This window comes from Isoptericola jiangsuensis, from assembly GCF_002563715.1.
Lineage (GTDB): Bacteria > Actinomycetota > Actinomycetes > Actinomycetales > Cellulomonadaceae > Isoptericola > Isoptericola jiangsuensis.
The window spans coordinates 896,751-918,017 of record NZ_PDJJ01000001.1 but is presented as its reverse complement, the minus strand read 5'-3'; the positions used below and the strand labels follow the sequence as shown (position 1 = coordinate 918,017).

At 74.4% G+C, this 21,267-nt stretch carries 17 protein-coding genes, 1 tRNA gene and 1 riboswitch; of the genes, 3 read left to right on the top strand and 15 right to left on the bottom strand.

From position 1 onward, the window contains the following. Positions 1–25 precede the first annotated feature (25 nt). The 7 genes from ATJ88_RS04140 to ATJ88_RS04110 all read right to left on the bottom strand — a co-directional run bounded on the left by ATJ88_RS04140 (position 26) and on the right by ATJ88_RS04110 (position 4,202). On the bottom strand, positions 26–523 hold the full coding sequence (locus ATJ88_RS04140) for a hypothetical protein (protein ID WP_098462738.1): 498 nt from the start codon (positions 521–523) through the stop codon (positions 26–28). Beyond that, entirely contained in the window at positions 514–1,122 is a 609-nt protein-coding gene (locus ATJ88_RS04135) for an RNA polymerase sigma factor (RefSeq protein WP_170023509.1), read from the bottom strand. The genes ATJ88_RS04140 and ATJ88_RS04135 overlap by 10 nt, the downstream gene beginning before the upstream one ends. 322 nt (positions 1,123–1,444) lie before the next feature. Then, entirely contained in the window at positions 1,445–2,152 is a 708-nt protein-coding gene (gene rplA, locus ATJ88_RS04130) for a 50S ribosomal protein L1 (RefSeq protein WP_098462736.1), read from the bottom strand. A gap of 142 nt (positions 2,153–2,294) precedes the next feature. Continuing rightward, positions 2,295–2,726: a 50S ribosomal protein L11 gene (gene rplK, locus ATJ88_RS04125; RefSeq protein WP_098462735.1), complete on the bottom strand. Its 432-nt coding sequence runs from the start codon at positions 2,724–2,726 to the stop codon at positions 2,295–2,297. A gap of 99 nt (positions 2,727–2,825) precedes the next feature. Continuing rightward, positions 2,826–3,683, bottom strand: coding sequence for a transcription termination/antitermination protein NusG (gene nusG / locus ATJ88_RS04120; RefSeq protein WP_098462734.1), 858 nt, complete (start codon positions 3,681–3,683; stop codon positions 2,826–2,828). Between the two features lie 58 nt (positions 3,684–3,741). Further along, positions 3,742–3,996 carry a preprotein translocase subunit SecE gene (secE, locus tag ATJ88_RS04115; RefSeq protein WP_098462733.1) on the bottom strand — a complete coding sequence of 85 codons (255 nt, stop codon included), beginning with the start codon at positions 3,994–3,996 and terminating at the stop codon, positions 3,742–3,744. 130 nt (positions 3,997–4,126) lie between these two features. After that, positions 4,127–4,202, bottom strand: a tRNA-Trp gene (locus ATJ88_RS04110). Positions 4,203–4,370: 168 nt separating this feature from the next. On the opposite strand from ATJ88_RS04110, the gene ATJ88_RS04105 reads away from it, so the two are divergent. Continuing rightward, on the top strand, positions 4,371–5,408 hold the full coding sequence (locus ATJ88_RS04105; RefSeq protein ID WP_098465107.1) for an adenosine deaminase: 1,038 nt from the start codon (positions 4,371–4,373) through the stop codon (positions 5,406–5,408). Positions 5,409–5,604: 196 nt separating this feature from the next. After that, positions 5,605–6,588, top strand: coding sequence for a L,D-transpeptidase family protein (locus tag ATJ88_RS04100; RefSeq protein WP_098462732.1), 984 nt, complete (start codon positions 5,605–5,607; stop codon positions 6,586–6,588). A 19-nt stretch (positions 6,589–6,607) separates the two neighbouring features. Here ATJ88_RS04100 and ATJ88_RS04095 read toward each other — a convergent pair whose 3' ends face one another. After that, positions 6,608–7,816, bottom strand: coding sequence for a UDP-N-acetylmuramate dehydrogenase (locus ATJ88_RS04095; protein WP_098462731.1), 1,209 nt, complete (start codon positions 7,814–7,816; stop codon positions 6,608–6,610). A 29-nt stretch (positions 7,817–7,845) separates the two neighbouring features. Next, positions 7,846–9,105 (bottom strand): MFS transporter, encoded by a 1,260-nt coding sequence (locus ATJ88_RS04090; protein ID WP_245852111.1) that lies wholly within the window; start codon positions 9,103–9,105, stop codon positions 7,846–7,848. 93 nt (positions 9,106–9,198) lie between these two features. Between ATJ88_RS04090 and ATJ88_RS04085 the strand changes: the two genes are divergently transcribed. Then, positions 9,199–10,275: a LacI family DNA-binding transcriptional regulator gene (locus tag ATJ88_RS04085; protein ID WP_098462730.1), complete on the top strand. Its 1,077-nt coding sequence runs from the start codon at positions 9,199–9,201 to the stop codon at positions 10,273–10,275. A 40-nt stretch (positions 10,276–10,315) separates the two neighbouring features. Here the strand turns inward: ATJ88_RS04085 and ATJ88_RS04080 are convergent, their stop codons facing one another. The 6 genes from ATJ88_RS04080 to thiC form a co-directional block, all read right to left on the bottom strand. Continuing rightward, positions 10,316–10,921 (bottom strand): GNAT family N-acetyltransferase, encoded by a 606-nt coding sequence (locus tag ATJ88_RS04080; RefSeq protein WP_098462729.1) that lies wholly within the window; start codon positions 10,919–10,921, stop codon positions 10,316–10,318. Next, entirely contained in the window at positions 10,918–13,044 is a 2,127-nt protein-coding gene (locus ATJ88_RS04075; RefSeq protein WP_098462728.1) for a penicillin acylase family protein, read from the bottom strand. The genes ATJ88_RS04080 and ATJ88_RS04075 overlap by 4 nt, the downstream gene beginning before the upstream one ends. After that, positions 13,041–15,479 carry a GNAT family N-acetyltransferase gene (locus ATJ88_RS04070; protein ID WP_098462727.1) on the bottom strand — a complete coding sequence of 813 codons (2,439 nt, stop codon included), beginning with the start codon at positions 15,477–15,479 and terminating at the stop codon, positions 13,041–13,043. Before ATJ88_RS04070 ends, ATJ88_RS04075 begins: the two co-directional genes overlap by 4 nt. Further along, positions 15,476–16,855: a lysine N(6)-hydroxylase/L-ornithine N(5)-oxygenase family protein gene (locus ATJ88_RS04065; RefSeq protein ID WP_098462726.1), complete on the bottom strand. Its 1,380-nt coding sequence runs from the start codon at positions 16,853–16,855 to the stop codon at positions 15,476–15,478. Before ATJ88_RS04065 ends, ATJ88_RS04070 begins: the two co-directional genes overlap by 4 nt. Continuing rightward, positions 16,852–18,411 carry a pyridoxal phosphate-dependent decarboxylase family protein gene (locus tag ATJ88_RS04060; RefSeq protein WP_281255228.1) on the bottom strand — a complete coding sequence of 520 codons (1,560 nt, stop codon included), beginning with the start codon at positions 18,409–18,411 and terminating at the stop codon, positions 16,852–16,854. The genes ATJ88_RS04065 and ATJ88_RS04060 overlap by 4 nt, the downstream gene beginning before the upstream one ends. A 664-nt stretch (positions 18,412–19,075) precedes the next feature. After that, on the bottom strand, positions 19,076–20,827 hold the full coding sequence (thiC, locus tag ATJ88_RS04055; protein WP_098462725.1) for a phosphomethylpyrimidine synthase ThiC: 1,752 nt from the start codon (positions 20,825–20,827) through the stop codon (positions 19,076–19,078). Beyond that, positions 20,823–20,927, bottom strand: a riboswitch (TPP riboswitch). Its footprint overlaps the gene before it by 5 nt. Positions 20,928–21,267: the final 340 nt, after the last annotated feature.

The following is a 21,267-nucleotide window of genomic DNA, read 5'->3' as shown; positions in this document are numbered from 1 at the left end:
GTGGTGCAGGTGGTGCAGGGTGCTGCTACAGCTCGACGACCGGCGTCGACACGGGTGTCTCGCCCTGCCGGACCAGCAGGCTGGCGGGCCCGCGCGGGACGTCCTCGATGACGAAACGGCCGTCCTCGTCGGACCGGGTGGTCACGGTCCCCTCGGGTCGACGGAGCTCGATGTCGAGGGCCTCGGCCGGCGCGAGCCAGCCGTCGACCCGCACGGTGCCGCGCTCGCTGCCCGCGGACAGCGCGACCATGACGGTGAGCCGTTCGTGGGTGAAGGTGATCGTGCGGGTCTCCACCGGGGCGTCGCTGCGCACGGAGCCGACGGGGACCTCGAGGACCTGCAGCTCCATGACCTCCGCCTCGAGACCGGCGAGCGTCATCGCGAAGCGGGACCGTTCGACGAGGCCGTCGGGGACCGGGTCGAGCAGGTCGTCGACCGTGGCGAGCCGCGTGAGCAGCGCGATGTCGAGCCCGTCGAGCGGGTCGTCCGCGCCGGGGACGTGGTCGAGCTCGGTCATGTCCATGAGGCCTCCCCATGTTCGGTGAGGACGACCCGCAGCTTGGCGAGGCAGCGTCCCCGAGTGGCGCCGATGCTTCCGACCGGCATGCCGATCGCGGTGGAGATGGAACGGTAGTCCGGGCGGTCCGCCAGGGAGACGAGCCGGAGCAGCTCCTGGCAGCGCTTCGGCAGCGTGCCGAGGGCCTGCCAGAGCAGCCGGTCCCGCTCGTCCTTCAGCACCTCGGCCTCCGGCCCCGGGCCGGCGTCCGGGAGCGTCGCCGACGTCTCCGCGTCGTCGTCCGGCAGCTCGGTGCGGTGCCCCTGGTCGGCGCGGTCCTTGCGCACGGCCTCCCACGCGGCGCGCCGCGCCGTGACCAGCAGCCACTTCAGGGTCGCCTTCGGCTCGGTGATCGAGTCCGCGTGGCGCACCAGCGCCGCCCAGGTGTGCTGGACGACGTCGTCGGCTGCCTCCCGGCTGACGCCCTGGGCGCGCACCGTCCGCCACAGCAGCGGCATCGCCTCGCGGACGAAGTCGCCGAGGGCGTCGGGACGACCCTCGCGGTACTCGAGCAGCGCGAACGCCGCCCTGTCACCGAGACTGGACGTGTCGGCAGTGCTGGACATGACGGCGGGCACCTCGTCGTGGTCGTGCGGGACCCCTCGGGCAGGGGCTGGCCACGAGCCTAGGGGGGCACCAGGTGCCCCGCGTCCCTCCATGGCTCCCGTCACCAGAATTCACCCTTCACCTCATCGGCAGTGTCACCCGCGAGGGAGGGGTCGCCGACGGGCCTGATACACGTCTGCGGAAAAACTTCACGAATCGTGCGCACCCGGTCCGGCGGGCCCGGCGGACCGACCCGCGGCACCGCTCGGGAGCCCCGGCGGGGACGACGACGGCCCGGCACCTGCGAGCAGGTGCCGGGCCGTCGGGGCGTGCGGGAGGGTGTCAGCCCTCGAGCAGCTTGGTGGTCTTCGACTGGTCGACCGGGATGCCCGGGCCGAACGTCGTCGCCAGCGTCGCCTTGGTGATGTAGCGACCCTTCGAGGACGACGGCTTGAGACGCAGGATCTCGTCCAGCGCGGCGCCGTAGTTCTCGACCAGCGCGGACTCGTCGAACGAGACCTTGCCGATGATGAAGTGGAGGTTCGCGTGCTTGTCGACGCGGAACTCGATCTTGCCGCCCTTGATGTCGGTCACGGCCTTGGTGACGTCCATCGTGACGGTGCCGGTCTTCGGGTTCGGCATGAGGCCACGGGGACCCAGCACCTTGCCCAGACGACCGACCTTGCCCATGAGGTCCGGCGTCGCGACGGCCGAGTCGAAGTCGGTGTAGCCGGCGGCCACCTTCGCGATGAGCTCGTCGCCGCCGACCTCGTCGGCACCGGCCGCGAGGGCCTCCTCGGCCTTCGCACCGTTCGCGAAGACGATGACGCGGGCGGTCTTGCCCGTGCCGTGCGGCAGGTTGACCGTGCCGCGGACCAGCTGGTCCGCCTTGCGCGGGTCGACACCGAGACGGAACACGGCCTCGACGGTCGCGTCAGCCTTCGACGCGGCGGTCTCCTTGGCCAGCTTCACGGCCTCGAGCGGGCTGTACAGGTTCTCGCGGTCGATCTTCGCCGCGGCGGCGCGGTACGCCTTGCTGCGCTTTGCCATCTGCGTTCTCCTTGCTGCAGTCGTGGTCGTCGGGTCTGCGCGGACCCTCCCACGTGCCCGACGCTCGTCGGGTCTTGGTCGTCCAGGACGGACGGGGTGCTCCGGCTCCGGCGGGGCGGACCCTGCCGGAGCCGGGGCGGCGTCACTCGGCGACGGTGATGCCCATCGAGCGGGCGGTGCCCGCGATGATCAGCATCGCGCCCTCGATGTCGTTCGCGTTGAGGTCCTGCATCTTGGTCTCGGCGATCTCGCGGACCTGGGCCTGCGAGAGCTGCGCGACCTTGACGGTGTGCGGCGTCGGGGAGCCCTTGGCCACACCGGCGGCCTTCTTGATGAGCTCGGCGGCCGGCGGCGTCTTCGTGATGAAGGTGAACGAGCGGTCCTCGTACACCGTGATCTCCACGGGGATGACGTTGCCGCGCTGCGACTCGGTCGCCGCGTTGTAGGCCTTGCAGAACTCCATGATGTTCACGCCGTGCTGACCGAGCGCGGGGCCGATCGGCGGGGCGGGGTTGGCCGCACCGGCCTGGATCTGGAGCTTGATGAGGCCGGCGACCTTCTTCTTGGGAGGCATGGTGCTTCCCCTTTCCTGTGTCGTGGACCGACGCCGTGGGCGATGACCCGGTTGCAGTGCTGCCGTCCCGCGGCGCGCCGGAGAGCTCCGGCGGCGCGGTCAGATCTTGGCGACCTGGTTGAACGACAGCTCGACCGGGGTCTCCCGGCCGAAGATGGAGACGAGGACCTTGAGCTTCTGGCCCTCGGCGTTGATCTCGGAGATCGTGGCGGGCAGCGTGTCGAACGGGCCGTCGGTGACGGTGACCGACTCGCCGACCTCGAAGTCGACCTCGATGGCGGGCGCGGACGCGCCGCCCTTCGCGGCGGACGCGGCAGGCTTGGCCGGCGCGGCCTCGAGGACGGAGGGGGCCAGCATGCCGAAGACCTCGTCGAGCGACAGCGGCACCGGCTGGTGGGTGTGACCCACGAACCCGGTGACGCCCGGCGTGTGGCGCACGGCGCCCCACGACTCGTCGGTGAGGTCCATGCGGACGAGGACGTAGCCGGGGATCCGGACGCGGCGGACGGTCTTCTTCTGCGCGTTCTTGATCTCGGTCACCTCCTCCATGGGGACCTCGACCTGGAAGATGTAGTCCTCCATGTTCAGGCTCTGGATGCGGTTCTCCAGGTTGGCCTTCACACGGTTCTCGTAGCCCGCGTAGGAGTGGATGACGAACCAGTCGCCGAACTGGCCGCGCAGCGTACGGCGCAGCTCCTCGGCGGGATCGACCTCGGCCTCGGCGTCGGCGTCGGCGTCAGCCTCGTCGTCGACGTCGGCGTCGACCGCGGGCTCAGCCTCGGCGTCCGTGCCGGGCTCGCCGTCGGCCGCGTCGTCGTCGACCTCGGGCGCGTCCTGCTCGGCCAGGGTGTCGGCCGCGTCCACGTCGGCAGGTGCGTCGAGCTCGGCCTCGGCGCCGGTGGCGTCGGGCTGCGAGACGTCGACGTCCTCGGTCTGCTCCAGAGGATCCTGGGACACGGAAGAACCTGCTTTCTGGCTGATGACGGGGCGTGCGGTCGAGGGTCCGACCCGAAGGTCAGGCCCCGAAGAGCCAGAAGACTCCCTGACCGACGAGGTAGTCGAGCGCGGTGACGAACAGCATCATCACGGTGACGAACACGATCACGACGATCGTGTAGTTGACGAGCTCGGACCGCGTCGGGGTGACGACCTTGCGCAGCTCGCCCACCACCTGGCGGACGAACAGGGCGATCCGAGCGAAGACGTTGCGACGCTCCTTGCCGGACTCTGCGTCGTGCGTTCCAGCGGCGTGCGCGGAGGACTCGCTCACTTCCACTACCCCGTTTCGCGATCGGACCGCAGCCACGCCGCCTGCCGGCGACGCACCCACGGCACGGACTCTGGCGTTCCGGGCCGCGCTGGCGCGCGACCACGCTGCGCGGTCCCTCGGGGGAACACGCTGGCAGGGTAGACAGGACTCGAACCTGCAACCTGCGGTTTTGGAGACCGCTGCGCTACCAATTGCGCCACTACCCTTCGTGCTCGACGACCGTCCTGGGGGCACCACGAAGGGCGCGACCCAGCATGGTGGCCGTCAACCACCGAGGGACAACTGTACGCGACGCGAGGCCGTAGGTCGAACCGCGTCCCGACCGGGGTTCGTCACACCCTCGCCGCGGGGTCCACGGCTGCCAGACTGTGCGGGTGCGCGACCTGGCCCGGCTCCCCAAAGCCCACCTCCACCTGCACTTCACCGGCTCCCTGCGCGTGACGTCGCTCGCCGACATGTCCGCCGCCCACGGCATCCGCCTGCCCGGTGCCCTCACCGACGGCGAGGCGCTGCGCGTCCCGGCGGACGAGCGCGGCTGGTTCCGGTTCCAGCGTCTGTACGACGCCGCCCGGCACTGCGTCCGGTCCGAGGCCGACATGCGGCGTCTGGTCGACGAGGCGGCCGCCGACGACGCCGCCGAGGGGTCGGGGCGCCTGGAGATCCAGGTCGACCCGACGTCGTACGCGCCGTTCGTCGGCGGCATCACCCCGGCCCTGGAGATCGTGCTCGACGAGGCGCGGGCCGCCAGCGCGCGGCACGGCCTCGAGGTGGCGGTCGTCGTGGCGGCGTCCCGGATGCGCCACCCGATGGACGCGCGGACCCTGGCACGCCTCGCCGCGCGGTACGCCGGCGAGGGACCGGGCGAGGTCGTGGGCTTCGGTCTGAGCAACGACGAGCGCCGCGGCGACACCGACGAGTTCGCGCACGCGTTCCGGATCGCGCGGCGGGCGGGGCTCGCGTCGGTGCCGCACGGCGGCGAGCTGCTGGGCCCGGGTCACCTGCGCGACGTCGTGGGCGCGCTGGCGCCGGACCGGATCGGGCACGGCGTGCGGTCGGTGGAGGACCCGACGCTGCTGGCGTCGCTGGTGGAGTCCGAGGTCGCGCTGGAGGTCTGCCCGGCGTCGAACGTGTCGCTGGGCGTGTACGCGCACGCCGAGGACGTGCCGCTGCGGGAGCTGGTGGACGCGGGCGCGCGGGTCGCGCTCGGCGCGGACGACCCGCTGCTGTTCGGGTCGCGGCTGGTCGCGCAGTACGAGTCGGCCCGCGAGGTGCACGGGTTCTCCGACGCCGAGCTGGCGGACCTCGCCCGGTCGTCGATCCGGGCGTCCCGGGCGTCGACGACGACCCGCGAGCGCCTGCTGGCGGGCGTCGACGACTGGCTGGCGGACGACCCGGTGGCCCGGCCCGTCTGATCCCGACCGCGTCGCGCCCGACCCCGCCGGTACCCCGGGTGCCGCGGCGGGACGGGCCGGGTCGGTCCGCGGAGGACAGGTCACGAGACGGTGTCGATCGTCGGGAGGTCGGCCCGGTGGGGTCGCCGGACGGCGCCCGGCAGGGCACCGTAGGAGTCCGCAGGACGCGCCGGGCGCGTCCGGGAGGGGTGGGGGCATGGGTACGCACCGCAGGACGTCGCGCCGTCGCGCGACGGCGACCGCGGCGGCGCTGGCCGCGGCTCTGCTCGTGCTGCCCGGCTGCGCGGCGTGGTCCGAGCTGACGGGCGATGCCCCCGCCGCGTCCCCGGGACCCGTCGCGGAGGCGTCGACCGCCCCGTCCCCGTCCCCCTCGGCGTCGCCGACACCGTCACCGTCGAGCGCTCCCCCGAGCCCGTCACCAGCCCCGACCCCGACCACCGCGAGCCCGTCACCGTCCGCGTCGCCCTCGCCGTCGGCCTCGACGGAGCCGGAGCCGGACGACGACGCCTCCGCGGACGCCGGGGGCACCGCCGACGGCGGGACGAAGAAGAAGTCCGAGGACGAGAAGCCGGCCGAGCCGGACTTCCTGGAGGTCGGCTCGTCCGGCGCCGGCGTGACCGCCCTGCAGGAGCGGCTGGTCGAGCTCGGCTACCACCTGCCGTCGGTCGACGGGTCGTTCGGGCCGATGACGCAGCAGGCCGTGTGGGCGCTGCAGAAGGCCGCGGGCCTGTACCGCGACGGGGTGGTCGGCCCGCGCACGGAGCAGGCGCTGGACGACGGCGTGCGGCCGGGCGCGGAGTCGTCGTCGGGCAAGGTCGTGGAGATCGACCTCGACCGTCAGCTCGTCAAGGCCGTCGAGGACGGTCGCGTGGTGCGGACGTTCAACGCGTCGTCGGGCAACGGCGAGTCGTACGAGGCGCTCGGCCGCACGTACACGGCGACGACGCCGCGCGGCACGTACGCCACCTACATGGAGCGCGACTACCTGCACGAGTCGACCCTCGAGCTGGGCTCGATGTACCGGCCCAAGTACTTCACGGGCGGGATCGCGGTCCACGGGTCGGGCTCGATCCCGCCGTACCCCGCGTCGCACGGCTGCATCCGGGTGTCGAACTCCGCGATGGACTGGCTGTGGGACTCGTGGGGCGTGCCGATCGGCACGACCGTCGTCGTGTACTAGCCCCCCGCGGGGCCGCGCGTCAGAGCGCGAGCCCGACGAGCACGGGCTCCGGCTCCAGCTCGACGCCGAACCGGTCCCGGACGCCGTCGCGCACGGCCCGGGCGAGGGTCACGACGTCCTGCGCCGTCGCCCCGCCACGGTTGGTCAGCGCGAGCGTGTGCCGGGTCGACAGCCGGGCCGGGGAGTGCTCCCCGGCGACGCCGTAGCCCTTGGTGAACCCGGCGTGCTCGATGAGCCAGGCGGCGCTGGTCTTGACGAGGCTCGGGTCGACGGCGCCGAGGCTCGGAGCCACGGTCGACTCGGGCACGGAGGAGCGCACGGGGTAGCGGGGGGCGTCGGCGGGCAGGTCGGCCGCCGCGTCGGCCGGCACGACCGGGTTGGTGAAGAACGATCCCGCGGACCAGCGGTCGTGGTCGGGCCGGGCCGCTCCCCCGACGCCGTCGAGCAGCATGCCCTTGCGGCCGCGCAGCTCCAGCACCGCGGCGCGGACGTCGGCCGACGGCGCCCTCTGCCCCACCTCGACGCCGAGCGTGCGCGCGAGCTCGCCGTAGCCGATGGGCGCGGACAGCGAGCCGAGCCGCATCTGCAGGCTGACGTCGAGGACGACGTACCGGGGGGTGGGGTACCAGGGCCCTCCCTCGGCACCGGCACGCATCGAGCGCTTGAGGACGCTGGTGCGGTAGCCGAACCCCAGCTCTGAGAGCGTGAGGGTCCGGCGCTGCCCGGTGGCGCGGTCCCAGGTGCGCACCGACGCGACGACGCCGGACACCTCCTGCCCGTACGCCCCGATGTTCTGCACGGGCGCGGCGCCGAGCGTGCCCGGGATGCCGGACAGCGCCTCGACCCCCACCCACTCGTTGGCGACCGCCTCGGCGACGAACGCGTCCCAGTCCTGGCCGGCGGGCAGGGTGAGGGTGGCCCCGCCGCACGAGCCCTCGTCCAGCCCGCAGGACGCGCTGAGGTCGGCGTCGAGGCCCTGCCGGACGTCCCGGACGACGACGCCGTCGAACCCGGCGTCCGCGACGAGCAGGTTCGACCCGCCGCCGAGGACGAGCAGGGGCTCCCCCGCGTCGTCGGCGGCACGGACGGCGTCGATCAGCTCCGCCTCGGTGGTCGCCTCGACGTACCGGTCGACGGGTCCACCGACGCGCAGCGTCGTGAGCTCGGCGAGGCTGGGCGTGGGGGCGTCGTCGGACGGTGCGGTGGTCTGCGGGGCGGTCTGGCTCACCCGTCCAGCGTAGACGCCCGGCGGGGGGCTCAGACGGCCTGCGGGCGGGGCAGCGGGCGCGCGGCCCCGGCGACGAGGAGGCCGACGGCGACGGGCAGCGCCAGCACCAGCAGCGCGAGGCGGTAGCCGGTGAGCTCGGCGAGGAACCCGATGAGCGCCGGGCCGACGAAGAACGCCGAGTAGCCGATGGTGGAGACCACCGCGACGCGCAGGGCCGCGCGCTGCGGGTCGTCGGACGCGGCCGACATGCCCATGGGGAAGCCCATGCCCGCGCCGGCGCCCCACAGCGCCACGCCGACGAGGGCGAGGGGCAGGCTCGGGACGAGCGCGAAGACACCGACGCCGACGATCGCCGCGACGCCGCTGCCGCGCAGCACGGCGACGCGGCCGTAGCGGTCGATGAGTGCCGTGCCGGCCAGGCGGGTGAGGGTCATCGCGACGAGGAACACCGCCAGGGCGAGCGCGCCGATGCCGTCGCCGGTCTCGAACCCGTCGACGGTGGCGAGCCCGACCCAGTCGTTGGCGGCGCCCTCGGTGAGCGCGGCCGCCATGACGACGAGCCCGATGAGCAGGGTGCGGGGCTCCCGCCAGGTCGCCAGGGTGTCCTTGACGGAGTGGCCGTGGGACGGCTCCACGGCGGTGGCGGGGTCGGCGGCGGCGTCCTGCGCGCCGGCGACCGAGGTCTCGGGTCCGGCGGCGCGGGCGGGGAGGAACGCGCGGACGCAGAGCAGGACGGCGACGGCGTCGACGACCTGCACGGTCATGAGGTGGGGGGTGAGCGGGACGTGGGCCCAGGCGGCGAGCGCCCCGACCCCCGCGCCGGCGACGGTGCCGAGGGAGAACGCGGCGTGGAAGCGCGGCATGATCGCGTGACCGAGGTGCTGCTCGACGACGGCGCCCTCGAGGTTCATGGCGGCGTCCCAGACGCCGACGCCGATGCCGACACCGAAGAGGCCGAGGCGTACCCAGCCGGCGTCCCCGGTCTCCACGCCGAAGCAGGCGACGGCGAATCCGACGGAGGAGAGCAGGGCGAAGAACAGCACGGTGCGGGCCGCGCCGAGCCGGGAGGTGATCATCCCGGACAGCGGGAGCGCACAGATCGAGCCGATGGACGCGGTGAGCAGCAGCAGGCCCATCTGCCCCTCGGAGAACCCGAGGCCGTCGCGCACCGCGGGGATGCGGGAGGCCCAGGTGGCCATGCCGAAGCCGGCCGCGGTGAAGACGCCGAACACCGCCCAGGTGGCGGCGCGGAGCCGACGGGCGTCGGCGGAGGTCACGGGACTGGTCACGGGACGACGATCCCGGATCGCCGACGGCCGGTCAAATCGTTTCGATCACGGTCCGCCGGTAGGCTGTCGCCACCTCGGCAGGAAGGAGCCGCGTTGGGCCGCACCCCGGGCACCCGCCCGACCCTCGCGAAGGTCGCCGAACGCGCCGGCGTGTCCGTCTCCACGGCCTCGCTCGCGTTCTCCGGCTCCGGACCCATCACCCCCGAGACGCGCGACAAGGTGCTCGCCGCCGCGTCCGACCTCGGGTACACCGGCCCCAACCCGCTCGGCCGCCAGCTGCGGCGCGGACGCTCCGGGATCGTCGGCGTCGTCATCGGCGACCAGCCCGGCCGCGCGTTCCGCGACCCCGTCGCCGTCCAGGTGCTCGACGGCCTCGTCGACGTGCTCGGCACCGACGGTCTCGGCGTGCTCCTCATCCGTGGCGTGCGCGGCGAGGACACCGTCGACCCGCTGCTCGAGACCGCCGGCATGGACGTCGCCGTGCTCGTGTGGGGCGCGCTGCGCGACGACCCCACCCTCGCCGCGCTGCAGCGGCGCGACGTGCCCGTCGTGATCGGCGAGGGCCACGCCGTCGAGGACGCCCCCCTCGTCGCGCTCGAGGACCGCGCCGGCACCGCGGAGGCCGTGCGGCACCTGCTCGAGCTCGGGCACACCCGCATCGCCGAGATCGCCCTGCCGTTCGACCAGCACGAGCGCAGCGGCCCCGTCGACGCCGCCCGCCTCGCCCAGGCCGACCGCACCTCGACCGCGCACCGCCTCGCCGGGGTCCGCGACGTCGTCGAGCCCGTCCTGACCTGGGAGTGCCCCGCCTCGCTCGTCGAGCACGGCCGCGACGCCGCGACCGAGATCCTCGGCGCCTGGGTGCCCGCGTCGGAACGCCCCACCGCGATCGTGGCGCACTCCGACCTGCTGGCCGCCGGTGCCGTCATCGCCGCGCGCGAGCTCGGTCTGCGCGTCCCCGAGGACGTCTCCATCGCCGGTTTCGACGGGCTCGACCTGCCGTGGCTCTCCCCCGACGTGCTCACCAGCGTCCACCAGCCGCTGCGGGACAAGGGCGCCGCACTCGGCCGCGCCGTCATCGACCTGCTCGCGGGCGAGGAGCCCACCACCGTCACGCTTCCCGTCGGGTTCGTCCCCGGGACGACGACGGGCCCCGTCCCGGCGCTCTGAGCGCGGCGGGACCTCCGCGACCGCCCGACGGGCTCCGCCCTCAGCCCACCGCGGCGGCGCCCGCGCGGCGCACGAGCTGCTCGGCCCGCTCCCGGGTGCAGAACGCCAGCACGGCGTCCTTGCGACCGGAGGCGGAGTCGAAGGAGATCTCCCCCGCGAGCTCGAAGCCGCTCGCGGCGGTGCGCGCGACGGCCGCCCGGTTGCGCACGTCGGGCTCCGCCACCAGACGGTCGACCGCGGGCCGCGAGAACGCGAAGTCGAGCATCGCCGGACCGAGGACCTGCCACGGCACCGACCCCTCGCCGCGGAAGAAGTGCACGCCGAGGTCGCCGGGGCGCACGTCGTAGGCGGCCGCCAGCGGGTCGTCCTCGGGGTGGTAGAGCTGCACGAGCACGACCGGCTCGCCCGCGGCCCGCACGAGGTAGGCGGCATGGGTGGGCAGCGACGCGACGAACTCGTACGTCTCGCGCAGCTCGTCGCGGGACAGCGCGTCGAGGCCCCAGAACCCGGCGTGGGGACGCGTCACCCACGCGTGCAGGACGTCGAGGTCCGCCGCAGGGTCCAGGACGTGCACGGTGAAGCCCGGCGCGACGTCGGACCGCCACACCTCGGCGCCGGGCTCCCCCTCGTACAACCGGTCCGTCATGACGCCTCCCAGGTCTCGGGGCGCAGCCGCGCCCAGTCGGTCTCGATGTCGTCGGTGCCGGCGGCCGCCCACCGCGGGTGCTGGTCCGCGTGGTGCGGCGAGCGGGGGTCGCCGCTCGCGCCGAACGGCACGCCCCACCGGCTGCGGCGACGGTCGCCCAGGTCCCACACCCAGCGGGCGACGCTGCCGCGCCACGACACGGTGGACACCCCCGGGACGCCGCCCGTGCAGCACACGGTGTCGGCGGTCCCGCCGACCCCCGCCCGCAGCGCCGGCGGGACGCCCGCGATCTGCTCGCGCGCGACGCCGGTGGCGTCGACGAGGGCGTGCCACGGCACCACGGGGTGCAGCTCGCCCCACGTCGAGGCGGCGCCCGCCACCTCGGCGAGCGCGGCCACCGCCTCGGCGGCGGGGTCGAGCGGGTGCTCCGGCGTCCCGCCGTGCGCGAGCACCGCGGGCAGGTGCAGGCCGACGTTCGTGGTGACGTCCAGCCAGGGTGCGAGCACCACCGGCAGCCCGTGCGGGGCGTGCAGCGGCGCGAGGGCCCGGTGCGCGGCGACGCGCCGCACGAGGGCGTCGCGCCAGCAGGCGAACAGCCCGGCGTCGCGCGACCCGGCCTCCATGCGGGCACCGTCGGCCGCCCACGCGCGCAGGCGGGCGGCGGCCGGGCCGAGGTCGTCACCCGTGACGCGGTCGAGGAGCCCGACCAGCGCGGCGGCGCCGGCGTCCTGGACGTCGCCGTGCACGCGGTGCTGGGTGGCGGGCGTCTCGCCACCCGCGGGCGCGTCGGCGAGGATCGCCCGGATGCGGGGCCCGCGGTGCGGCGCGTACGAGTGGCCGAGGTCGGGGACCCGGGCAGGCTCGTGCGGGGCGTCGTTGGCGTCCACGGCGAGGTCGTCGACCGTGACCGCCGTGGGCGCGGACCGCCGGACGGGCGGTGCCCAGCCCGGCCCGACGACGTGGGGCAGCACGCGCTCCGACCGGTCCCGGTCCGGCACGCGGCCCGCGGTGAGGCTGAGCACGGTGCCGTCGGAGTCGGCGGCCAGGACCCGGTTCACGGGGTCGACCCAGCCGGTGAACGCGGCGGCGACGTCGTGCGCGGTGCGGGAGCGCTGCAGCCGACGCCACGACGCGACCCCGAGGTCGGCGTCGACGCGCACGGGCCAGCGCAGCGCGTGCCGGTCGGTGACGAGCGGTCCGCGCGCCGTCTCGGTCCAGGCCACCTCCACGGGCTCGGCGCCCCGGACCGGGACGACCTCGACGCCGTGCTCAGCACCCTCCAGGGTGGCGGCCGACTCGGTGAACACCTCGACGTGGTGCGCCATCGCGTTGGTGATGCCCCACGCGACCGACGTCGGCGACGCGACGTCACCGCCGTCCTCGGACGCGGTCCCGGACGGGACGGTGGACTCGGCGTGGCCGAAGTGCAGCACGCCCGGCACGCCGGGGAACGCGAGGCCGACGACGTCGTACTCGTCGCACGCCAGGCGCACCTGCTGGTAGACGCCCGGCAGCTCCAGGATCCGGTGCGGGTCCCCCGCCAGCAGGGGTGCGCCCGACGCGGTGCGCGAGCCCGCGAGCGCCCACGCGTTCGACCCGGACGAGGCGCCGTCGGGCACGCCGAGCAGCGGGTGCCCGGGGCCGAGCGTGCGGGCGACGTGCTCGCGCCACAGCAGGCCGGGCCACCCGCTGAACAGGACGTGGTTGACGCAGAACACGCCGAGCGGTGCCCAGTCCGGCCACGGGGTGTGGTCGGGCAGCCGGCCCGGGGCCCGGGCCAGGAGGTCGAGCTCGGGGACGCCGCGGCCGCCGTCGGCCAGACCCGCGTTGACGCCCGCCGTGTATGCGGCCAGCCAGGCCCGCTCCGGCGGCGCGAGCGCGGCGTGGACCCGGCGGGCGGTGTCGGCCAGGCGCACGCGCACCGCGAACCGGTCCCACTCCAGGCCGCCGGGGCCGAACCGGGCGGCGAGCCGCCCCTCGGCCCGCCACCGGTCGGTCTCGAGCTGCCAGCCGCGGTCCCGCGCCGTGACGTAGCCCTGGCCGTACGCGAGGTCGAGCTCGTCCGCGGCGCGCACGTGGGGCACGCCGCGGACGTCGCGGAAGACCTCGAAGGGGCGACTCACGCGCGCGCCACCGGGTTCGCCATCGTGCCCGCGTAGATGAGGGACGACGACTGGTCGGCGAGGTCCACCATCTGCAGGGTGTTGCGCAGCTGGAGCCGGTTGAGGCAGGAGTGCGCGAACCGGTCGGCGCGCAGGTCGACGCCCGAGGTGAGGTCGGGGTGCTCGGCGTGGTGCCGGTCGATGACGTCCGCCACGACGGCCCAGAACCGGTCCTCGCCCAGCACGCCGTCGACGGCGAGGATGCCCGCGAGGTGGCGCAGGACGCCGTCGAAGACGTCGGTGAAGATCGCGAGCGCCTTCTCGTCGTCGTCCACGTCGGTCGCGATGCGCGTGATGCCTTCGGGCAGGCTGCGGGCGGTGGACAGCACGGCCACCTCCTCGCCGACGTCCTTCATCAGTGCCCGCTGCACGACGCCGTCGCGCAGCACGAGGACGAGGTTCTCCCCGTGGGGCATGAACGCGAGGTCGTGGGCGCGCAGCGCGTGCACGAGCGGGTAGAGGTAGGCGTCGAGGTAGGCGCGCAGCCACGCCTCGGGGGCAAGACCCGAGGCCCGCACGAGGGCGGTGGCCAGGGCCGTGCCGGAGGCGTCGCGGTGCAGGAGGCTCGCCATGGTGGCGAGCCGTTCGCCCGGCCCGACCCGGGGCAGGGCGGACTCCCGCCACAGCGCGGCGAGCATCTTGCGGTGCTGGTTGGGGCGGGGCGTGCGGTGGTAGACGTCGCCGGTGTACCCGACGGCCGCGACCTCGCGCAGCACGCCGAACCCGGCGCCCCGGAGCGTGGCGTCCCCGGCGACGAGGTCGGCGACCCAGTCGTTGATCGCGGGCGTGACCCGCATGTACGCCGGGGACAGCCCGCGCAGGAACCCCATGTTCTGGATCGCGAGCGCCGTCTTGACGTAGTGCCGCGCGGGGCGTGTGCGGTTCACCATGGTGCGGATCGACTGCTGCGGGGTGTACTCGTCGGCGCCGGGGCCCAGCGGCACGAGGTCGCCGCGGGCGACGTCCGCCGCGAACGTGACCGGCAGGCGGTGCTGCGCCTGCCACGGGTGCACCGGCAGGTAGAGGAAGTCGGCCGGGTCGTGGCCGCGGGCGGTCAGGCGGTCGGCGAACGCCGAGCGCTCGGCGCCGCTCAGCTCGGCGCCGTACAGGCCGGTCTCGGTCTGGTCGGCGCACAGCGCGAGGTGGGTGTGCTCGCGGCGGGCCGCGACCCAGTGCAGGCGCAGTCGCCCGCCCCGCTCCGGGGCGTAGGCACGGTAGTCGTCCAGGGAGAAGCCGATCCGGCCGTTGTTCGCGAGGAACCCCGGGTGGCCCTCGCTCATCGCGGCCTCGACCGTCGCGAACGTCGCGGCCGTGCGGCGGGCCTCCTCGGCGGCACCGGCCGTGGCGTCGACGGGCGCGGCGGTGAGGCCGGCGACCAGGCGGGCGACGTCCGGCGTCACGCCCGCGAGCTCCCGGTCCCGCTTCGCGGTCGCCGCCGCGAGGGTCGCCGACAGCTCCTCCAGGTAGACGGCCAGGAGGTCGTCCGGGACCCCGAGGAGCGGCTGCAGCTCGGCCACCAGCTCCAGGACGTCCACCGGCAGCACGGCGCCGTCGGCGGCGGTGCGGACGACCGACGCCGGGTCCACCACCCAGTGCTCGAGGGCGAACGTGCGGGCCGCGAACGCGTACGAGACGCCGTCGAGGTCGAGACGCCACCGTCCCGGCCCGGTCGCCGTCGGCGCGAAGAGCCGCTCGTGCGCCAGCTCCGCCACCGCCTTCGCGACCAGGTGCCGGTGCGCGTGCTCCGCCAGGTCGCGGCGCAGGTGCGGCGCCAGGTCGACGCCCTCCCCCAGCGGGGAGGCCGCGAAGTCGGCGCGCGTGCACACGCTCAGCGCCGCCGTCTTCGTGTGCCCGCCGTCGGTCACCTCGATCTCGCGCAGCACCCGGAAGCCAGCCGCCGCGTTCTTCGCGCCGATGGCCGCGTTCGCGACGTCCGGCTCCACGACGACGCGCGCCCCGTCCCGGCCACCCGCGGCCGCCGACGCCAGGCAGAACGCCACCACGGTCGCCATCACGGCGTCCGTCAGACCATGCCGCCGCTCACCCGCACCCGGGGGCGCCACCAGCAGGTGCATGCCCACGTCGCCCGGCTCGGCGTCGTGCAGGCCCGGCAGCAGGACGCGCGCCGGGTCGTACGTCTCCGTGTACGCCACCGGCTCGCCGTCGAGCAGCACGAACCACGCGTCCTGCGCCGGGTCGGCCACGAGGGTCGCCAGGTGCTCCCGCACCGCGTCCACCCCCAGCTCACCCATGTGCCACGCCGCCGACGCCGGGTGCGCCAGCCACGCCTGCAGGCGCGCCGCGTCCTCGGCCGGGACCGCGCGGACCACCGACGTCGTCCCCACCCGCGTCGAGCGGGAGAACACCGCCGCGGGCGCCGGCGCCGTCGCCGTCATCGGGCCACCTCCGTCCCGGCGTGCACCCGCACGCCCTCGCCCGCCGGGACCCCGCCCGGCAGGCCGAACTGCTGGAACGCGATCCGGCGCTCCACCCGGTACGGCTCCCGACCCGTCACCCGGGCCAGCACCACCGAGTTCCGCCACGGCCCGAACCCGAGGTCCGGCGCCGTCACCCCGTGCGAGTGCTCCTCCCCGTTCAGGGTCAGCACCCGCCCGTCGTCCGACACCACGTAGTCGCGCGTCACGTCGAACCGCCCCCGGTCGTCCAGCCGCAGCCGGTCCCGCACCGGGTCGAGGAACGCCGGGACGCCCGCCCCGTACCCCGTCGCCGCGACCACCGCGCGCGTGCGGTGCTCCGCCACCGTGCCGAGCTGCGCGTGCCGCAGCGTCAGCACGTACTCGCACCCGCCGTCCTCGGCCCGCTCCGTGCGGGCCGCCACCACCTCCGTGTCGCTGAGCAGCGTGGTGGGCACCTGCGCACCCAGCGCCGTGCGGCGGTACAGCGTGTCGTAGATGTCGTCGATCAGGTCCCCGCTGATCCCCTTGTACAGGGAGCGCTGCTCCCGGCCCAGCAGGTCCCGCAGCTCCGGGTCCAGCGCGTGGTAGTGGTCCGTGTACTCCGGCGACGTCATCTCCAGCGTCAGCTTCGTGTACTCCATCGGGAAGAACCGCGACGACCGCGTCACCCAGTCCAGCCGGTACTCGCCGGCGTCCTCCAGCAGGTCGCGGTACACCTCAGCGGCCGACTGCCCCGACCCGACGACCGTCACCGCGCCCGACGCCTTCAGGGCGTCCCGGTGCGGCAGGTAGTCCGCCGTGTGCACCACCGGACCGCCGTCCGACCCGGCCGCGTCGGCCACCAGGTCCGCCAGCGGCGCCGGCAGCCGCGGCGTCGTCCCCACGCCCAGCACGACGTGCCGCGCGCGGTACCGCTCCGTGACCGTCCCGTCCGGGCCCGCCACCTCCGCGACCACCACGTAGTCGTCCGACGCCGCGTCGTGCTCCACCGCGACCACGCGCCGCCCCCAGCGCAGGGACTCCAGGCGCGCCGCCACCCACCGGCAGTACTCGTCGTACTCCGCGCGCAACGGGTAGAACGACTCCCGGATGTAGAACGGGTACAGCCGCCCGCAGTCCTTGAGGAACGCCAGGAACGAGAACGGCGACGTCGGGTCCGCCATCGTCACCAGGTCCGCGAGGAACGGCACCTGGATCGTCGAGCCGTCGATCATCATCCCCGGGTGCCAGCGGAACCCGTCCGCCTGGTCCAGGAACACCGCGTCCACGTCGTCCAACGGGTCCGCGAGCGCCGCCAGGCCCAGGTTGAACGGCCCGATACCGATGCCGACGACGTCGTAGGTGCGCTCGCTCATCGGGTCTCCTCCAGGGTGGTGCGGTCCAGGTGCGGGTGGACGTCGCGGCAGGGCGGCTGCGCCGCGCCGATGAGGGCCTCGCCCGCGAGGAGGCCGTGGGCGGCGTCCCGCACGAGCGTCAGGACGTGCCGCACCTCGTCCAGGGTGCGGCCCGGGTCCAGCAGGGTGAGCTTGAGGCAGGGGCGGCCGTCGATCACCGTCTTGGCGACGCTCGCGCGCCCCGAGTCGAACAGCACGCGCCGCACCTGCGCGACGAGGGCGTCCGCCTGCGCGTCCGTCACCCCGTCCGGCTGGTAGCGGAAGATCACCGTCGACAGGTCCGTCGGCGCGACCAGGCGCAGCTCCGGGTCGTCCGCGAGGTCCGCGTGGACCGCCGCCGCGAGGTCGCACACCGCGTCCACCATCGCACCGATGCCGTCCGGCCCGATGGCGCGCAGCGTCGCCCACAGCTTGAGGGCGTCGAACCGGCGCGTCGTCTGCAACGACCGGTCGACCTGGTTGTCCGGGTCGGTGGCCGGGTTCAGGTAGTCCGCGTGCCACGCCGTGCGCGCCAGGTCCGCCGCCTCGCGGACGATCACCGCGCTGGCGGACACCGGCTGGAAGAACGTCTTGTGGAAGTCCACCGTCACCGAGCGGGCCCGCTCGATCCCCGCCAGGAGGTGCCGGCGCGTCGGCGAGACCAGCAGCCCGCCCCCGTAGGCGGCGTCCACGTGGAACCACACGTCGTGGGCGTCGCACAGGTCCGCGACCTGCGGCAACGGGTCGACCGTGCCGCGGTCCGTCGTCCCCGCCGTGGCGACCACCGCCATGGCGACGTCGCCCGCCGCCGCCGTGCGGGCCAGCGCGTCCGCGAGCTCCGCCGGCTCCAGCCGCCCGTCGGCGTCCGTCGCCACCGGCACCACGGCGTCGTCCGCCAGGCCCAGCAGCATCGCGGACTTCGCCACCGAGAAGTGGCTGACGTCCGTGGCGAGGATCCGCAGGCGCGCCTGCAGGCCCGTACGCGCCAGCCCGCCCAGCCGGCTCCCGTCGGGACCCGTCAGCGCCCGCTCCCGCGCCGCCAGCAGCGCGTGCAGGTTCGACTGGGTGCCACCCGACGTGAACACGCCGTCGCCGCCCGCGAACCCGATCCGGTCCGCCGTCCACGCCACCAGCCGGCGCTCCATGAGCGTCGCGACCGTCGACTGGTCGTACGTGTCCACGCTCGTGTTGATCGCCGCGAGCATCGCCTCCGCCCCGACCGCCGCGATGTCGACCGGGCAGTTCAGGTGCGCCGCGTACCCCGGGTCGTGGAACCACACGGCGTGCGTCGCGTACAGGTCGGCCGTCTCGCGCAGCGCCGCGGACGTGCCGACGCCCGGCCCGTCGAGGTCGACCGCGTCGACCAGCGCGGCGAGCTCGTCGCGGCTCGCGCCGCTCCACGGCTGGGAGACGGCGGCGAAGCGGGCGGCGACGTCGTCGACGACGTCGTGGACGACGCGGGCGTACGTCCCGGCCGTGGCACCGCGCAGGAGCGTTCCGGTGCTGGTCAGGGTCGCGTCGGGCGGGATCGTGGACACGCCGGATGAACCTCCGTGCAGGGAATGTTGAGGCTAGGCTCGCCTAACTTAGGCCGACCTTTGGCGCACTGTCCATTCCCGGACCGCCATCCGAGACGCCCACCCCTGTGACCCTGACCACTCGCGCCCGGAACGACCGAGCGCGGGCCCAGCGACTCAGCGCAGGTTCCGGTGACTCAGCGCAGGTTCCGGTGACTCAGCGCAGGTTCCGGTGACTCAGCGCAGGTTCCGGTGACTCAGCGCAGGTTCCGGTGACTCAGCGCAGGTTCCGGTGACTCAGCGCAAGTTCGTGCGAGTCAGCGCATGTCTCGGCCACCCAGCGGGAGACGCGAACTGCACCGGATACCGCGACCCGGCCGCACCCGGTCCTCGGGCGGGTGCCGGGCAGGCACGACCACCCACGCGACGGTAAAGGTCGGCGGAGGACGTCGCGCGTCGTCGTCCACCCCGAAGTGGAGGGCGCCCTGCGCCCGTGAACGCGACGACGCGCGACGTCCTCCGCCGACCGGAACCGAGCCGCACGACCCGGCACACCACCCGCAAGAGGCCGCGCTGACTCGCGAAGACGTGCGCTGACTCGCGAAGACGTGCGCTGACTCGCGGGAGTCCGCGCTGACTCGCGGGAGTCCGCGCTGACTCGCGGGAACGTGCGCCGACTCGCGGGCTACCGGACCGGGACGGTCGGCGTCGGGAGGTACACCTCACCGCCGGAGGCCCGGAACTCCGCCGACTTCGCGGCCATGCCCTCCTGCGCGACGTCGACCACGGCGCGCTGCGCCCCGGCGTCACCGAACTCGTCGCGGATGTCCTGCGAGATGCGCATGGAGCAGAACTTCGGCCCGCACATGGAGCAGAAGTGCGCGGTCTTCGCGGCCTCGGCGGGAAGGGTCTCGTCGTGGTACTCCTCGGCGAGCTCCGGGTCGAGGGACAGGTTGAACTGGTCGCGCCACCGGAACTCGAAGCGGGCCTTGCTCAGCGCGTCGTCGCGGGCCTGCGCGCCGGGGTGCCCCTTGGCGAGGTCGGCGGCGTGCGCGGCGATCTTGTAGGTGACGACGCCGGTGCGGACGTCGTCGCGGTTCGGCAGCCCGAGGTGCTCCTTGGGGGTGACGTAGCAGAGCATCGCGGTGCCGTAGCGGGCGATCTCGGTGGCGCCGATGGCGGACGTGATGTGGTCGTAGGCGGGCGCGATGTCCGTGACCAGCGGCCCGAGCGTGTAGAACGGGGCGCCGTCGCAGAGCTCCTGCTGACGTTCCACGTTCTCGCGCACGAGGTGGAAGGGGACGTGGCCGGGGCCTTCGACCATGACCTGGACGTCGTGGCGCCAGGCGCGCTTCGTCAGCTCGGCGAGGGTGTCGAGCTCGGCGAACTGGGCGGCGTCGTTGGCGTCGGCGATGGAGCCGGGGCGCAGGCCGTCGCCGAGGGAGAACGCGACGTCGTAGCGGGCGAAGATCCCGCAGAGCTCGTCGAAGTGGGTGTAGAGGAAGTTCTCCTGGTGGTGGGCGAGGCACCAGCCGGCCATGATCGAGCCGCCGCGCGACACGATGCCGGTGACGCGGTTCGCGGTGAGGGGCACGTACCGCAGCAGGACGCCGGCGTGGACGGTCATGTAGTCGACGCCTTGCTCGCACTGCTCGATGACGGTGTCCCGGTAGATCTCCCAGGTGAGGCGGGACGCGTCGCCGTCGACCTTCTCGAGCGCCTGGTAGATCGGCACGGTGCCGATGGGGACAGGGGAGTTGCGCAGGATCCACTCGCGGGTGGTGTGGATGTCGTCACCGGTGGACAGGTCCATGACGGTGTCCGCGCCCCACCGGGTGGCCCACTGGAGCTTCTCGACCTCCTCGGCGATCGAGGAGTGCACCGCGGAGTTCCCGATGTTCGCGTTGACCTTCACGGTGAACGCCTTGCCGATGATCATCGGCTCGGACTCGGGGTGGTTGACGTTGACGGGGATGATGGCGCGGCCGGCGGCCACCTCGCTGCGCACGAGCTCGACGTCGACCCCCTCGCGCAGCGCGACGAACCGCATCTCGGGGGTGATGTCGCCGCGTCGGGCGTAGTGCATCTGCGTGACGGTGCGGCCCTCCGTGGCGCGGCGGGGCGGGCGGGCGACACCCTGCCACTCCGCGGACGCGGCACCGCGGCGGCGGGCGCCGCGTCCGTCGTCGGCGAGGTCGCGGGTGCGCCCCTCGTACGTCTCGGTGTCGCCGCGGGCGGCGACCCAGTCCTCGCGCAGGGCCGGGATGCCGCGGACGGGGTCCCCGCCGGGGCCGTCGGTGCGGTAGACCCGGACCGGCGCGTTGGGGGTCCCGTCCGGGGAGTTCGCCAGGGTGATCTCGGTGACCGGCACCCTGATGCCGGTGTGCTCGCACGTCTCGTGGGCGAGCGTGCGGGTGGGGACGACGTCGTGCTCCATGAGTGCTCCTGCTTCCTACGCCGGCATGACCCGGTCAGGTTCGACGGTCCGGACGGCAGCAGTCCGATCTCAGCCCTTGCCAGGGCACCCGTGGGATCGCACGACAACGTAGCACGGGGGGGTGGAGCCGTGACCTGCACGGTCACGACGAGGCCGCGACCAGGACCCGGACGCACGGATCGCGGGAAGCCGCGCTGACTCGCGGGAGACTGCGCTGACTCGCGGGAGACTGCGCTGAGTCGCGGGGAGCCGCGCTGAGTCGCGGGAGACTGCGCTGACTCGCGGGAGACTGCGCTGAGTCGCGGGGAGCCGCGCTGAGTCGCGGGGAGCCGCGCTGAGTCGCGGGGAGCCGCGCTGAGTCGCGGGGAGCCGCGCTGAGTCGCGGGGAGCCGCGCTGAGTCGCGGGGAGGTGCGCTGAGTCGCGGGGACTGTCGTGACCG

Bases quoted from the DNA above. Each gene is read 5' to 3' on its own strand.
- ATJ88_RS04100 (WP_098462732.1), top strand. From the start codon at position 5,605: ATGGGTACGCACCGCAGGACGTCGCGCCGTCGCGCGACGGCGACCGCG.
- rplK (WP_098462735.1), bottom strand. From the start codon at position 2,726: ATGCCTCCCAAGAAGAAGGTCGCCGGCCTCATCAAGCTCCAGATCCAG.
- ATJ88_RS04135 (WP_170023509.1), bottom strand. From the start codon at position 1,122: ATGTCCAGCACTGCCGACACGTCCAGTCTCGGTGACAGGGCGGCGTTC.
- ATJ88_RS04070 (WP_098462727.1), bottom strand. From the start codon at position 15,479: ATGACGGCGACGGCGCCGGCGCCCGCGGCGGTGTTCTCCCGCTCGACG.
- thiC (WP_098462725.1), bottom strand. From the start codon at position 20,827: ATGGAGCACGACGTCGTCCCCACCCGCACGCTCGCCCACGAGACGTGC.
- ATJ88_RS04080 (WP_098462729.1), bottom strand. From the start codon at position 10,921: ATGACGGACCGGTTGTACGAGGGGGAGCCCGGCGCCGAGGTGTGGCGG.
- ATJ88_RS04140 (WP_098462738.1), bottom strand. From the start codon at position 523: ATGGACATGACCGAGCTCGACCACGTCCCCGGCGCGGACGACCCGCTC.
- ATJ88_RS04065 (WP_098462726.1), bottom strand. From the start codon at position 16,855: ATGAGCGAGCGCACCTACGACGTCGTCGGCATCGGTATCGGGCCGTTC.
- rplA (WP_098462736.1), bottom strand. From the start codon at position 2,152: ATGGCAAAGCGCAGCAAGGCGTACCGCGCCGCCGCGGCGAAGATCGAC.